This window comes from Bradyrhizobium sp. Ken64, from assembly GCF_055807555.1.
Genome location: NZ_JBVVPA010000009.1, coordinates 188,544 through 202,471, shown reverse-complemented (window position 1 = coordinate 202,471; position 13,928 = coordinate 188,544). Strand labels below are relative to the sequence as shown.

The following is a 13,928-nucleotide window of genomic DNA, read 5'->3' as shown; positions in this document are numbered from 1 at the left end:
GCAGAGCAGCTGGTTCTTTTGTTGGGCTCTTGGTGTACCTGACGTTGCAGCTCCCGACGGCTGGAGCGGCTACCGCACAGATGCCGGAAGATACTCTGCTTGCTTACGCGGTGAATATCCACCAGACCCCCATGCAGACATGGGGACCTGGCTACGGCATTTTTCTCGGAAAGGGCAAATTCCTGACGGCGGCTCACGTGGCAGGGCGAACCTGGTTCACACGGCCAAGAGTCACGATTGCCGATCATGAGTACCCCACCCAAGTCGTCAAGGAGGGCAAGCTCGAGGGAACGGACCTCACTTTGTTGGCGGTGGAAGAAAACCTGCTGCCGATGCGGTTGAGGCTACGGCGCCTGCGTCTGTGTGACGCTCCGCCTCGACCAGGCCAGGAGGTCGTCACTGTCATCCCTGAAGCCGTCGTTCGCTCTCACATCATTGCCCCTGACCGAATTCCGCCGGGAGCGCGGCGCTTCAGCACAGCCATTGTGGACGTGGCTAAGACGGGCAACTCGGGATCAGGCGTTTTTGACGTGAAGGAGAAGTGCCTGCTTGGCATTATGAGCCGCAAGATCAGCCAAAAGCGGATCAACCAGGTCACCAAGAAAGAAGAAAACTACGACGTCGCGAAGTACTTCGTACCTGCGGCAGAGATTGCGGCCTTCGTTCCCCCGGGAACGTTTGATGCACAATGAGACGACCCTCGACCTTTAAGTCCATTCATCTAATAATAAGACCCGTAGTACGTATCCACATCCTCCGACACCTTGTTCACGACCACTCGCACAACGGGGACACGTTCGAGGTGTTTCTGACATTCTTTGACGTCAGCCACGGATGAGCTTCCCACGCCGGTCACGAGCAATACCGCATCCATGCGAGGCAGTATGGAAATTACATCATCGCCGAGCAGCATTGGGGGCAGATCGAAGATCACGGTATGGGACCGAAACTCCCGCTTGATTGCCTGAAGCAACGTCGTCATCGTCTGTGAGGACATCCACTCAGACGAGCCGGAGGTCGGTACCGAGCCAGGCAATAGGAACAGGCTGTTAGGTCCCACTCCCGCTTTGATGACAGCGGACGAAATCGGCACCTGCCCGTCCAGCACACTCAGCACCCCGCCGCTCGGCGGCAATCCGAGGTAGTTTGCGACCATTGGCTTTCGTAGATCGAGATCGACAACGACCGCTGAACGTTCAGGAAGCCTCGCAATACTCATCGCCAGATTGCATGCGGTCACGGTTTTTCCGCATCCAGCTGTAGGCGAGGTAATGGCCAGGAACTGCCAGTTCTTCTTGTCCATCTCCTGAAGCACCTGGGTCCGCAGCATGTCGTAATAGCGACCGCTTTCGCTCACGGTCGCGAACGCCACAATGCGATTGGCCTCGAGGTGATCCACATCGAGGCGCACTTCACGCGCGGACGCAGTCTCCTGCCCCGTTGCAATCGGCTTCGATCCGCCGATGAACTCCTGATGTGCCAGACTGTCACCGGAGCGCGCGAGCTCCACGGCCTGCTTGATCGAGTCCATGAGAACCTCTTGTTACCGGAAGAGCCCTGCGCGCGCCTTGGCGAGCATGAGATCGAGCGGCGGCAGGAAGACGTAAGCGCCGCCAATGAGGCCGACTACAACTCCGACCGCCAGCACGATTGCTGCAATCTTGCGACGTTTCGTGCGGCGCAGCTCGGCCTTCGTTGCGATATAGGGAATGGGGACGATAAGACGGTTGTCGACGATGGTGAACAAATCGCTGCTGCGCCTGACAGCCTTGTCGGTTAGTTCCAGGACAAAGGAGAGGCCGGCGCCGGCTGCCAACGCGAACGCAATGGTGAGGGCTAGCAGCTTCGGGCGATGCGGCTTGATGGGGTCTTGAGGGGCGGTGGGCTGCTCGATCACCTCGAGCTTTTCGGACTGCTGGTCCTTCTCAAGATTTTCGCCAAGCCTCGCAGCCATTAGTTTGGCCGTTGCCGCTTCCAGATTTTTCTGAAGACCCTCCTGCTGAGCAATAAGCGCATCAAGGCTTGCAGCCGCTGCAGCGTCGTTTCCAGCCGCTACCGGCGCTTGAGCCACATTCTCCATCGCCTTGATCTGGCGCTTCAACGTTTGGATCATCGGATGCTTATCGGAATAAAGCGCGCTCTTCTGGACTAGCTCCGCCTTCATTTGCGCAAGCGTACTGGTCGGCTGGTCCTGGCCGGACCCCGTTGCCGGTTTGCCCTGAGCAATCCGAAGCTGAGCAATCTTTGCATCAAGCGCGGCATTCTCAGTCTGCAAACGCTGGACCTCACGAGACAGAAAGCGCGAAGTGTCCGTCGCGCGACTGGTTCGGTCGCGAAGGTCTTCATTCAAAATTCGCGTCATCAGCTCGTTGGCAACACGAGCCGCAACGGCTGGATCCCCATACTCAAAACCAACCGAAAAGACGATCGTCGGATTCTCCAAAGCCGCCCGCGTCTGCCGCTTGAAATCCAGGATCGGATCGACTGGCGCGATCTTGGTGGATTTCTTCATCAGGTCGACCAACTCGGTGACCGACATTAGCGTCCGCTTCTCGGGGAACAGCTGGAATTTATCAGCGATCGCGATGAGATTATCGCGCGTCATCGTGCGCTGTTGAATAACCTGGATTCGCTCTTGCGCGGCGCTTGTCACCGTTGGTCGCACGAGTTCCGTCGGGATCTGCTGTGACTGGACGAGGATCTTGCCCTCGGAAAGGTAGGTCGGCGGCCAGATCAGCACAGCCGCGGTTCCTGCCGCCGCAATCAAGACAAACGGAACCAGGAAAACGACCCAACGTCGTTTGATGATGTCCAAATAGTAGGACGGTCTCAACAGATGCGACCGGTCCTGTTCCACCGGAGCGTCAAAACTGTCCTCGAAATCGATCTTCTGCAGCATGGTCTTATGGAACCCGGTTGCTCACGACCTGCAAAGCGCGGAAACGTCTCTTCAGTGGGCCCAGTCCGTGCGCGGTATGAAACTTTGAAATGATTTTAGCATCGAAATTGCATGGAGGCTCATGAATTATTGCGTCGCGACAGCTTTTAAATCGTCAGCCTTAATGACGATCTTGAGTCGTTTGTTTAGGCAATTTCGTTCAAGACTTGGCAATCGATAGCGAGCTTTCCGACGGTTGAGCTATAAGGCGGTCGAGGTAGGCTAGAGAACGGCAGAATGTACGAGTCATTTTACCAGCTGCGCGAGAAGCCCTTCTCGATTCTGCCCGACCCGGATTTGATCTATTGGGGCAAGATGCACTCGATGGCGTTCACGATGCTGGAATTTGGCATCATGAACAACGCCGGGTTTACTGTCATCACCGGCGAGATCGGCTCCGGCAAGACGACCCTTGTTCGACATCTGCTCAAGAAGCTCAGCCCAACGCTGACCCTGGGGTTGATCTCGACGTCGCCGCAAGGACGCGAGGAGCTTTTGCAGTGGATCCTGATGGCGTTGGGGCAACCGTTTGACGGAAACTATCCTCATCTTTTCAAGAACTTGCAAGACTTCCTCCATGGCCAATTTGCAACTGGCCGGCGAACGGTCCTGATCATTGACGAAGCGCAAAATCTCGAGCCGGAAGCCCTTGAGCACCTGAGGATGCTTTCAAATATCAACGCGGACAAGTTCCAGGTGTTACAACTTATACTTGTGGGGCAGCCCCAGTTGCGAGATTTGCTCCTGTTGCCGAAGCTGCACCAGTTCGCCCAGCGGATTTCGTCCGATTTCCACTTACGACCGCTGGACGCCCGCGAGGTTGCCAACTACATCGCCTTTCGCCTTCAGGCCGTTGGCGCCCCTCGCCCGCTATTTACCCAGGAGGCTTGCGCATTGATCGGGGACGCCAGCGGCGGGATTCCCCGAATGATCAATGTCCTGTGCGACACCGCTCTGGTTTACGGGTTCGCCAATGACCAAAAGATCGTTAGTGATCAATTGGTTCGTGACGTCATTGCAGACAAGCAACAGTACAGCATTTTTCCCGTGAAGCAGCTGTCCCGGGTTCCCTAAGTGGCTGAAATCCATTAATTTCCTGATGTTGCCCCCTCGGGCAGGTCTTCGCTTGAGTTCTTCAGCAAAGATTAGGGTTAATACTTTAACTTCGCATATCCGAGCCTTCGCGAAGAGGAAACAAGCATGCGGACGATTTTACTGGCAGTGTTTATGGCTATTTTTGCCACTTCCGCCTTCTCCCAGACGCTGAAGCCGGGGGACACCCTCTCCATTACCGTGCTGCAGGATCCGAAGCTCGACCGGACTGTGGTCGTTGACCCCCTCGGAGAGATCGCCTTTCCGCTGGCCGGCCATATCCGGGCCCGCGGCCTCACCCCCCTTGCGCTCGAAAACGTGCTCAGAGCGAAGCTGAAGCCAAACTACAAAGATGACGCCCTGGACGTGACGGTCGCATTGGCCAACGCCCCCAAGGATATTCCCGAAGAGGACCTCAAGCCCAAGATCTTCATCACAGGCGAGGTTTTGCGGCCAGGTCCCTACGTTATCAGACAGCCCACCAGACTGATGCAGGCCATCTCGCTTGCTGGGGGGCTTGGCCCCTACGCTGCGAAGAAGCGGATACAGGTCCGCCGCCGCGCCCCGGGGGGCGACGAGACAATCTTCATGTTCAATTACAGGGCTTATGAGGCCGGCGAGGATCTCGAAGGTAACGTTGCCCTGAGAGCCGGCGACGTCATCATGGTGCCAGAACGAGGGTTCTTCGACTAGTCGAAAGCTAAAGTGCACCCGGGGCGGGCCCAACTGTGAAGAGGATTGCGATCGCGGTCTCGATGTCGCTTGGGCTTGCACCGGCGACCGCATTTGCATGGGACTGGTCGCTCCGAACCTCCGAAAGCCAGACGGTGGAGCTCAACAGCAACCAGTTCTTGAGATCATCTCCAGCCGGTTCGCTCGGTTCATACTCTACAATAACGGGGACGGCGGAGGGGCTGACACCCACGTCCAAGCTCGTGCTTGATGGCGATGGCTCGTACAGGAAATGGTGGGGTCCAGGCGCCGACGGAGTACCCGAGGGTCTTTCCTATGGGGCGAAGGCACACTACGAGCAATTCGGGAAGAACAGGTCCGACCGGGAATACGTCGAGGCTGTCTGGAGGCAGCAGAGCACGTCGCTCGCGCTCTTGAATGACCTCGGCATCGTCGCGCCGGTCAGTGGCTCTCTCGATCGATTCACCGCGACCGGCGGCATCGATCGTTCGTTCAACGCGCGAGACACCGCTAGCTTATTCGCGTCATCAACGCGCACATACTACGAGCCCTCGAGCGGTGGCACGGCATTCACCGACACGCTCGCGCGGGGGTCGTGGCGGCACGGACTGAGTTCCACGACCGGTGCCAGCCTGTCGTCTGAAGCAGAGTTGCTCGCTTACGATAATGCGTTCAGCACCCAGGTGAATATCTTCCGCAATCAGGTCGGCGTGGATACGGCACTATCCTCGTTGCTGTCTTTCAGGGGCAATCTCGGCGCCGCCTATCTGGTAACAGACCGTGGTGTTTCGACATCTGCGATTGGCGGGGTAAGCTCAAACACCGCGATTGGGAGCACGTCCCTGGATTGGATTGGCGATGCCATCCTGACCTACAAGTTCTTGAAGACCGCGACACTATCGCTCATTGCCAGCCAGTCAGTTGGACCCAGCATTGTGGGTTCGCTAATCAAGCGAGATACAATTAGCGCGAGCGTAAACTATCTCATCAACAGCCGCGAGAACTTGACGTTCTCGGCCAGCGGTAACCGGCAAATCGCAGGAACAACAAGCGATTACGTTTCAGTTTCCGCAACCTATGGCTACAATCCGATACGCGACGTGTCGTTGCAGTTCACCTATCGGTACCAGCACCGCTTCGCGAGCACCGGGACTGCAATCTTTGACCCGCTGACCGGCACTCCCACGGTTTCTGGGACGGGCCCCGCCGATGCACACAGCCTGATGTTCGTTGCCACCCACAATTTCCTCGTTCTCCCGCACGGGAACTAAAGGGGCTTCTTCAACGCATCCTGAATGTTCTTCTTGAGCTCAGTCCCATCCGACTCGAGCTTGGAGGCGATCTCCAGCTCCTCTTTTGCCTTCTGAGCCTGACCGTCCGCAGCGTAGGCGATCCCAAGGTGATAGTGCACCGCAGACAGGTTCGGCGACTTCGCCGCGGCTGGCTCGAGGATTGCGATGGCCGACTTGATGTCACCCACCTTGAAGCGTGCCCAGCCAACCGTATCCTGGAACTGCGGTACGCTCGACGCTTTCAACGTTTCCGCCAGAGCAGCAGCTCGGTCCAGACTTTCCTTATCGGACCGGGTATCGAGGAGCAGACTGGCAAGATTGTTGATCACGATCAGGGACCGCGCCTGCGGCTGCTCCTTCAGAATCGACTCATACTGGGAAATCGCTCCTGCGTTGTCATTCTTCATGATCTGAAGGCTCGCGGATGACATCCTTAGAGCCATGTTTTGAGGATTTTCCTTCAAGCCGGTTTCCAAGACGGTGCCGGCGGCATCGTAATTTTTGACACGGATGTAGTAATCCGACAGAGCGCTATAGCCGGACGCGTCCTTTGGCTTCCGCTTGATCGCTTCTTGGAAACTACTGATCGCTTCTTGGTCTTTCTTTTGTGCCAGTCTGGTCTGGCCAAGAATGACCCAAAGCTCTGCGTTGTCAGGAAAGCGCTTGTTCATTTCCTGCAATACGGTCGCCGCATCGGCAGCACGGTCAGCTCTGATATAGGAAGATGCCAGCGCGACCGCCGGCTGGATCGCATCTGGCGCGGCCTTGTGGGCGTCTTCAAGCGCGGCAATGCTCTCGCCGATTCGCTGTTGGCCAGCAAATGCTGCGGCCTTGATCTGGTCGGAGACGACACGACCATCTTTCAAGGCGGCAATGGTTTGCGCAACCGCGAGGGCACCGTCCCAATTCTGACGACTGAGCTTGACCTGTGCAAGCGACGAAAGCGCCTGCAGGTTACCCGGGTATCGAGCAATAACCTCCGTCAAGATGTCCTCGGCTCGTGCGGCATCGTTCCGGCGCTGCAGGAAGGCAACATATCTTAGGGCGACCTCGATATTGGAGTTCGAGTTCTTCAGGGCTTCCGCGTATTGACGGTCCGCTAGCTCAGGCTTGCCGCCTTGCTCATACGCGAGCGCTAGAGCAATCAGCAATTCGGGAGATTTTGGCTGGTCTGCAAGCGCTTCGCGCAGATCCGCAATGGCACTGTCCGTCTGTCCCTTGTCGAGGCTGTAAGCCGCGCGCAGGCGAAGCGCGCCGGAATTGCGGCGGTCCTTCGTGAGAATTTCCGAGATCAACGGCTCTGCCGCGGCCTTGTCGCCCTTAGCGGTCAACATCTCGGCAAGCCTGACCTGTGCCTTCAGTTTCTGGTCGGCGTTACCGGTCTCTGACACCAGCTTCTGCAAATCGGAGATCGCATCGGTTTGACGGTTCCCGATAAAATTGAGCTCAGCCAACGCGAACTTGTAGTCATATATGTCGCCGCCGGCCTTAATCCGAGACTCCAGTTCAGCCCGTGCCGCGTCAGCGCCTTTGAACGTGTTCAGGAAGCGAACAAGGTCAAGCTCCAGCTTGCTATCCGTCGGACTGGAGGCGACGCGTGCCCGCAATTCCTTCTCGGCATCATCGAATTTTCGCTCGGCGGTAAGAATCTGGATGAGCTGAAGGCGAGCTGACGTTTCTTGCGGATGGTCTGCTACCAGCTGGCGCACTAGCTTTTCCGCTTCCGCAAGATCACCCTTCCTAAGGAGAATATCGACCCGCAAGCGTGTGGCGCGCAATCGGTCAGCGTCCTGAGCCTGCGAGGGAACGGCATCAAGCATCTTGATCGCGGCGCCGCTATCCCCGTCAGCGAGCTTCTTGGAGGCGAGCAAGGTTACGGCATCAATGTTGGTGGGATCGATATCGTAAGCGCGCTGGGCCTCACGGACGGCTCCGGCAGAATCGTTCATCCTCACCAAGGCCAAAGCCTTCACCGCGTGTAGCCCGGCATTCGGCTTATCACCTTCGTTGGCAGCATCTAGAATCTTGATGGCCGGCTCTGCACCACCACCGGCCACCATGATCCTCGCGAGTTTCACTCTCGCGTCGGTATCTTTCGGATCGAGTTCGACAATCCTTCGCAGATCGAGAAACAACGAGTTCGCTTTGGTACGCTCATCAATTCCGGCCAAGGCTTTCCAGACTTCGACCTTGTCGCTTTTGTATTTCACGGCCTTGAGAAGCTCGAGCCTCGCACCGAGGTCATCTTTATTGGCGATCAGGGCCATGCCGCTCTCATAGTACTCTTGGGCGCGCTGTTCTGGTGATCCACAGCCCGCAAGGACGACGGTTGCCAAGACAAAGGCCAGTCGTTTGCAGACCATCTGATGGTCAAAGTTGAATTTCAAACAAAGACTAGTTTTCATCTTGGTACCCAGACTTTTGCGCGCTCACGAATGGACCGACTTGGGTCGCCCTGCGAGGGAATCATCTTTGGCTAGCAGAAATTCAAACCTGTTGAGCCGGAAAATTCGTCGCAGGCGCGGAGTAACGCCTGTCATGGTCAACGACAATCCTTGCCGCGAAAGCTGATTGCGGACGCTGATCAATGCACCGAAGAACCGACCGTCCATATGGTCTACACCGGCGAGATTAAGCTTAACGCACTGGTTCTCCCTTACGGCCTGCCGCACGACCGATACCAGAGAATCGACACTTGCGCCTGTGGCTGGCCCAGAGAGGTTGAGTGTCATTTCGACGCCGTGCGGATGCACATGAATGCTGAAAACAGAGTGTTGCCGAGCCGACCTGGCAATGATCGCCAGCGGTAACACGCACGTGCAAAGGATCTGTAGGAGCGCCTTGCCGTCGGCCCAATAGCGCCGCCAAAGGTAGGGCTCTTCCTTGATTCGCCAGAGCCACTCGAACCCAGTACTTCTCAGGAACGGCGGTGCACGTCGGATCGTACCTGCTTCAAAATTGATAGTCGCGCCGAACTGAGCTCGGACCGGAACTGTGAGCTCATGATGGTTGCGCAGGAGCCAAGCCTGCGCTTTCTCGGCACTCATAAAGACCGCGAGAACGTCTGCTTCGCTTGCGTTGATCTTGGCTAGTATGTCCGGTGAGCTAAGCTCCTCGACGGATCCGAAGCCCGGGTTGAGCGCGCCGACGCATTCGAGGCCACATTGATCGGCATTAAGCTTCTCACCGACCCTGCTGGCCACGTCTCCCGCCCCACCGAACAGAAAAACGCGTAGCCTCTTTTCCGTCCTAGACTTCAACCGGCCGAAGAGATCGGACCCTGCCACTCTTTCCTGGATCGGTACCCGCAGAAGCTTCGCGATCCAGATCAGGGGCATGCCGTCGGGAAGACAGAGATCGCTTAGCAGTATACTGTCGCGAAACGCCGCATTTTCGTGGCTTTTGATGAGGAAGTTGACGTTAGGCGTCGAGATCAGCAAAGGTTGGCGCTTCTCGATTGCTACATCCATGGCCCGAATCAGCGTTCGAAAGTCGATGGCATCGATGGGCAGCCCGAGTAGTCCGTACAGTTCTCGCGTGACGTTTCGCTGTTGGTCGACTTCGTCCACCATTTGCGGCTCCAAAGGCGGAGCAGCAGAACCTAGCGGACCGAGACGGACAGACTGGATTGTGCTCAAATCGGGATCTCGCGAATTGACGTATGGAGTGGCGGAACGAACCGCCGCAAAATTCCATTTTTTCTGATAACAGCATTCACGTAACATACGACGAGTGATATTTGGAAGCCGATTTAATCCCAGTGATTAATGCACGGCACTCATAATTTCGGGAACCGATTCACCTTACTGCAGCTTCGGGGCTCCGCTCGGGCCGTCGGTTAGTCGTTAATGTTGCACACAAATGAACTACCGCGATAGGCTGCAAAGCTGGCAGGGGACCGAACCAAGCGGTCGGGGCGATTTATTGCGGCTGGCTTAAATATGTTCGAAAACGTGAGAGCCGATTTTGCGGCGCATGGTCGCGACTGCGGAGCCCAAGGCTTCTGGGTCATGCTGGTGTACCGGTTCGGGCGCTGGCGCTATGGCATCAGGCCGGCCGTGCTCCGAAAGCCGTTCTCGTTCCTTTACAAGATCCTTTACAAGCTCGTTCAAATCCTGACCGGGATAGAGCTCCCCTGCGAAACAGTGGTCGGGCGCAACTTTGTGATCGACCATTTCGGGGGGATCATCGTGAGCGGCTACGCCCGTTTTGGCGACAACTGCAGAATCCGGAACGGCGTCGTGGTCGGATTGCGGCGGGTGGATGAACCTTGTGGACCGGAGATCGGGGACAATGTGGATATCGGCGCCGGCGCGAAGGTGCTGGGACCGATCAAAATTGGTGACAATGTGGTGATCGGGGCGAATGCGGTGGTCCTCTCCGACGTGCCGGCGAACTCGATCGCCATCGGCGTGCCCGCCATCATCAAGCCCCGCCGGCAAGACACGTTGCGGGACGTCGCGTTGTGACCGCAAGCGACACGCCCCCACTGGATGCCTGCGGCGTCGTGGCGATCGGCCGCAATGAGGGCGAGCGGCTGAAGTGTTGCCTGTCGTCGGCCCAAAAAGCCCGCGCGATCGTCTATGTCGATTCCGGCTCGAGCGACGGATCGGTCGCTTGGGCGCGGAGCCAGGGAATCGACGTGGTCGAGCTCGACAATGCCGGCGGCTTCACCGCCGCGCGCGCCCGTAATGCAGGATTTCGGCGCCTGAAGGAGCTGTCACCCGGGTTGCAGCTGGTGCAGTTCGTAGACGGCGATTGCGAGCTCGCCGAGGGCTGGCTCGCGGCGGCGGTCGCCTTCCTGCAGCGGCAGGAGGAAGCGGCTGCAGTGTTCGGGCGCCGGCGGGAGCGGCATCCGGAGCGGTCGATCTACAACCGCATCTGCGATGCCGAGTGGAACGTGCCGCTCGGCCCGGCGCGGGCCTGCGGCGGCGACGTCATGATGCGGTCGGCGGCTCTGGAGCAGGTCAGCGGCTATCGCGACGATTTCATCGCCGGCGAGGAACCGGAGCTGTGCGTGCGCTTGCGCGCGGCCGGCTGGACGATCTGGCGGATCGACGCGGAGATGACGCGGCATGACGCCGCGATGACGCGGTTCGGCCAATGGTGGCGGCGCAACGTGCGGAGCGGCTACGCCTTTGCGCTTGGGCGGTCCGCGCACGGCGCCCCGCCCGAACGGCTGTGGGTGTGGGAGAGCCGCAGGGCCTGGCTCTGGGGCATCTGGCTGCCGTTGGCCGCGGCGCTCGCGGTGGTCGCCTTCGGCGCGCCCGGCCTCGCCTTGCTGCTGATCTACCCGCTCCAGCTGCTGCGCCGGATCCCGCGGCAGCGGGGCGCCTTGCGCGACCGCATCGCGCTCGCCGGCCTCGAGCTGCTGGGCCGGTTTGCCGAAGGCCTCGGCCAGCTCAGATTCGCGGCCGACCGGCTGTTCCAGGGGAGGAGCCAGATCATTGAGTACAAGTGATGGGGGCGGCGCCACCTCCCGATCGTGAAAGTGCGAAAACAACCCCATGCACAGTAGTGTCAAGCGAAATCGCCGCCGGCCGCCGACCGGCGATCACGGAATGAAAAAACGACCAAGAAACTGTAATTATTCACCTTTTTGATGTGAGAGTTCAATGTCCACGCGAAGCGCAAAACTCGACCGCCGGGAATTTGACCGGCTCTATGACGCCGCCGTGATCGGCGCGGGATTTTTCGAATCCGACGATTATTACCGACGTGAACGCGAACGCTACTGGAAGTCGTTGCAGTTCTTCGTCCAGCTGCCGCTTCCCTCCCCGGCGCGCATTCTGGAAGTAGGCGGCGGCCAGCTGGCGATCCTGAGCAAGCATCTGTTCGGCGACGACTGCACGGTCGGCGACATCTCGCGGCAATTTTCCGCGCCGCTGGATCGCCAGGGCGTGCCGCTGATCGAATGCAATCTGCTCAGCAGCGAATTTCCCGACGCAAAGGAGCAGTTCGACGTGCTGGTCCTGCTGGAGGTGATCGAGCATCTGCCGTTGCCTCCCTACGTGGTGTTCGAGCGGGCCTTGAACTTCCTCAAGCCGGGCGGACTGGTCTTCCTGACCACACCCAATCTGTTCAGAATGCGCAACCTCGTCAGGATGATCGCCGGCGTCGAATTCCTCGACCGCTTCATGCTGCCGATGCCGGGACAGGGCCTCGGCCATCAGCTCGAATATTCAGCCGAACATCTGCGCTGGCAGCTCGAACAGGCCGAGCTCGAGGTCATCATGATGGAGCACGATGAACTCGGCCATATCGGCCATTCCCCGAAGGCCCGCCTCGCGCGCAAGCTGTTGTCTCCGCTCACCGCAAGGCCACGCTGGCGTGACGAGTTGGTCGCGGCGGCGAGGAAGAAGGGTTGAAGACGGTCGGGCGGCAGATTTTCCATGCAAGACATCAGCGCAACTGAACCGGATTGGTCTCGCGAGGCGCTCACGGCGTTTTGGCAACCCGGTCGGCGGCTGCTGAAGACGATTCGGGATTATCAACGTCTGCAAAACAAGAGCGGCGCCATCTCAGGACTCAGAAGACGTATTTGCGTTTGGCGTCACCGTTTCTGGAGCATCGTCACGGGCGCGGACATTCCCCTCGAGTGCAGCATCGGTGGGGGGCTCCTGATCCCTCATCCGAACGGTATCGTCATTCACCCGCACGCAAAGATTGGGGTCAATTGTTTGATCTTCCAGCAGGTGACGATTGGCACACGTCGAGGCGGAGGGGTGCCTACTCTGCTAGGGCACGTCGACGTGGGTGCGGGGGCCAAGATACTCGGCCCTGTTACTATTACGCCGCATTCAGAAGTACCAGCGAATGCGGTCGCGACAAGATGGCCGCTACGCGCTAATCAGGATGCTAGGCCGTCCGACAATATCAATTAGCAACAAAACTCTTCGGAATTGCCATGGAGACGACTGCAAATGACACCGAGCACGACATTTGTGACCTGCGTTGAGGCAGGAGGCCTGGAATCGCAAGTTATGCTGCTCGCGGAGTCCCTACGGTTATTCGGCGGAGAATGGGCAGATGCGCCATTTGTAGCTGTAAAGCCGCGACGCGGACCAAAATTGAAGCCCTCGACAATCTCCACGCTGCGACGACTGAATGTCGAATTCATTGACGAACCGTTCAATTCTAAGCTGGCGTGGTGGAATAACGCCAACAAGAGCGCGGTGATGGCCGCACTGGAATCAAAAGTGTCGACGCCGAACATCACTTGGCTCGACGGCGACATGGTGGTGCTGCAGCATTTGCAAGACGTCATTCCGACCAATTCGGCGCAATTCGTAGCGCGGGCCGGTGAGGGCTATCTGGGCTCAGACGGATTAGATGACAACGCTGCCTATTGGCTGAAGCTCTGCGAGATTTTTGGCCTGAACTTCGACGAGTTTCCGGTCATCCTATCTTTTCCGGAACGGCGGCCAATTCGGGCTTACTGGCAAGGTGGAATCTACACGTACGCGACTAAAACAAAGTTGGGAGCCGAGCATTTCGATATTATCGCCCGCTTATTGAAAGACAAGATCGGCTCAAAGCAGGCTGGAATCTATCACCAAGATCAGGTTTCGATATCTTTGGCCGTCCAAAAACTCAAACTCAAACACGCCGAACTTCAACCTGCGATGAACTTCAACATTAATCCGCTTATCAAGAAGAACGCGAACTTGCTTCCCATGAAGGAAGTTCGCGTCCTTCACTATCACAATTCTCTTCATGGACCGGCCTTGAGTTGGGCCGATCAATTTATCAGCCAGCTCCCGGCCGATCGAGTGGAGCTCATTCAAAAATACGCGCCAATTTCATCTGATGATTCGCTTCTAACTCGCATTCATCGCAGGCTCCTCAAGACAGTGAGAGAACGTCAAGTTAAACAGTTTTCAAGACAAGCAATCCACTACTGAAGGTCGCTC

At 57.8% G+C, this 13,928-nt stretch carries 12 protein-coding genes; 8 read left to right on the top strand and 4 right to left on the bottom strand.

Annotated elements, in window-relative coordinates; genetic code table 11:
• Nucleotides 1-80: 80 nt before the first annotated feature.
• Complete coding sequence (locus tag AC0L2F_RS17775; RefSeq protein ID WP_473249247.1) at nucleotides 81-692, top strand: serine protease family protein; 612 nt, start codon at nucleotides 81-83, stop codon at nucleotides 690-692.
• A 29-nt stretch (nucleotides 693-721) separates the two neighbouring features.
• Here the strand turns inward: AC0L2F_RS17775 and AC0L2F_RS17770 are convergent, their stop codons facing one another.
• Together AC0L2F_RS17770 and AC0L2F_RS17765 are read right to left on the bottom strand one after the other, a co-directional pair.
• Nucleotides 722-1,531, bottom strand: a complete 810-nt coding sequence (locus AC0L2F_RS17770; protein WP_473249246.1) for a CpsD/CapB family tyrosine-protein kinase — start codon at nucleotides 1,529-1,531, stop codon at nucleotides 722-724.
• A gap of 12 nt (nucleotides 1,532-1,543) precedes the next feature.
• Nucleotides 1,544-2,899, bottom strand: coding sequence for a GumC domain-containing protein (locus AC0L2F_RS17765; RefSeq protein WP_473249245.1), 1,356 nt, complete (start codon nucleotides 2,897-2,899; stop codon nucleotides 1,544-1,546).
• Nucleotides 2,900-3,175: 276 nt separating this feature from the next.
• On the opposite strand from AC0L2F_RS17765, the gene AC0L2F_RS17760 reads away from it, so the two are divergent.
• From AC0L2F_RS17760 to AC0L2F_RS17750, 3 genes are all read left to right on the top strand, one after another.
• Nucleotides 3,176-4,012: an ExeA family protein gene (locus tag AC0L2F_RS17760; RefSeq protein WP_473249244.1), complete on the top strand. Its 837-nt coding sequence runs from the start codon at nucleotides 3,176-3,178 to the stop codon at nucleotides 4,010-4,012.
• Nucleotides 4,013-4,138: 126 nt separating this feature from the next.
• Nucleotides 4,139-4,723: a polysaccharide biosynthesis/export family protein gene (locus AC0L2F_RS17755; RefSeq protein WP_473249243.1), complete on the top strand. Its 585-nt coding sequence runs from the start codon at nucleotides 4,139-4,141 to the stop codon at nucleotides 4,721-4,723.
• Nucleotides 4,724-4,758: 35 nt separating this feature from the next.
• Nucleotides 4,759-5,994, top strand: a complete 1,236-nt coding sequence (locus AC0L2F_RS17750) for a hypothetical protein (RefSeq protein WP_473249242.1) — start codon at nucleotides 4,759-4,761, stop codon at nucleotides 5,992-5,994.
• Here AC0L2F_RS17750 and AC0L2F_RS17745 read toward each other — a convergent pair.
• Both AC0L2F_RS17745 and AC0L2F_RS17740 read right to left on the bottom strand, forming a co-directional pair.
• Nucleotides 5,991-8,420, bottom strand: a complete 2,430-nt coding sequence (locus AC0L2F_RS17745; RefSeq protein WP_473249240.1) for a tetratricopeptide repeat protein — start codon at nucleotides 8,418-8,420, stop codon at nucleotides 5,991-5,993. The genes AC0L2F_RS17750 and AC0L2F_RS17745 overlap by 4 nt on opposite strands.
• 24 nt (nucleotides 8,421-8,444) lie before the next feature.
• Nucleotides 8,445-9,587 (bottom strand): WecB/TagA/CpsF family glycosyltransferase, encoded by a 1,143-nt coding sequence (locus AC0L2F_RS17740; protein ID WP_473249239.1) that lies wholly within the window; start codon nucleotides 9,585-9,587, stop codon nucleotides 8,445-8,447.
• Nucleotides 9,588-9,956: 369 nt separating this feature from the next.
• Between AC0L2F_RS17740 and AC0L2F_RS17735 the strand changes: the two genes are divergently transcribed.
• From AC0L2F_RS17735 to AC0L2F_RS17720, 4 genes are all read left to right on the top strand, one after another.
• Complete coding sequence (locus AC0L2F_RS17735) at nucleotides 9,957-10,484, top strand: serine O-acetyltransferase (RefSeq protein ID WP_473249238.1); 528 nt, start codon at nucleotides 9,957-9,959, stop codon at nucleotides 10,482-10,484.
• Nucleotides 10,481-11,476, top strand: a complete 996-nt coding sequence (locus AC0L2F_RS17730; RefSeq protein ID WP_473249237.1) for a glycosyltransferase family 2 protein — start codon at nucleotides 10,481-10,483, stop codon at nucleotides 11,474-11,476. Before AC0L2F_RS17735 ends, AC0L2F_RS17730 begins: the two co-directional genes overlap by 4 nt.
• 154 nt (nucleotides 11,477-11,630) lie before the next feature.
• Entirely contained in the window at nucleotides 11,631-12,383 is a 753-nt protein-coding gene (locus AC0L2F_RS17725) for a class I SAM-dependent methyltransferase (RefSeq protein WP_473249236.1), read from the top strand.
• Nucleotides 12,384-12,938: 555 nt separating this feature from the next.
• Nucleotides 12,939-13,919 carry a hypothetical protein gene (locus AC0L2F_RS17720; RefSeq protein ID WP_473249235.1) on the top strand — a complete coding sequence of 327 codons (981 nt, stop codon included), beginning with the start codon at nucleotides 12,939-12,941 and terminating at the stop codon, nucleotides 13,917-13,919.
• Nucleotides 13,920-13,928 lie beyond the last annotated feature (9 nt).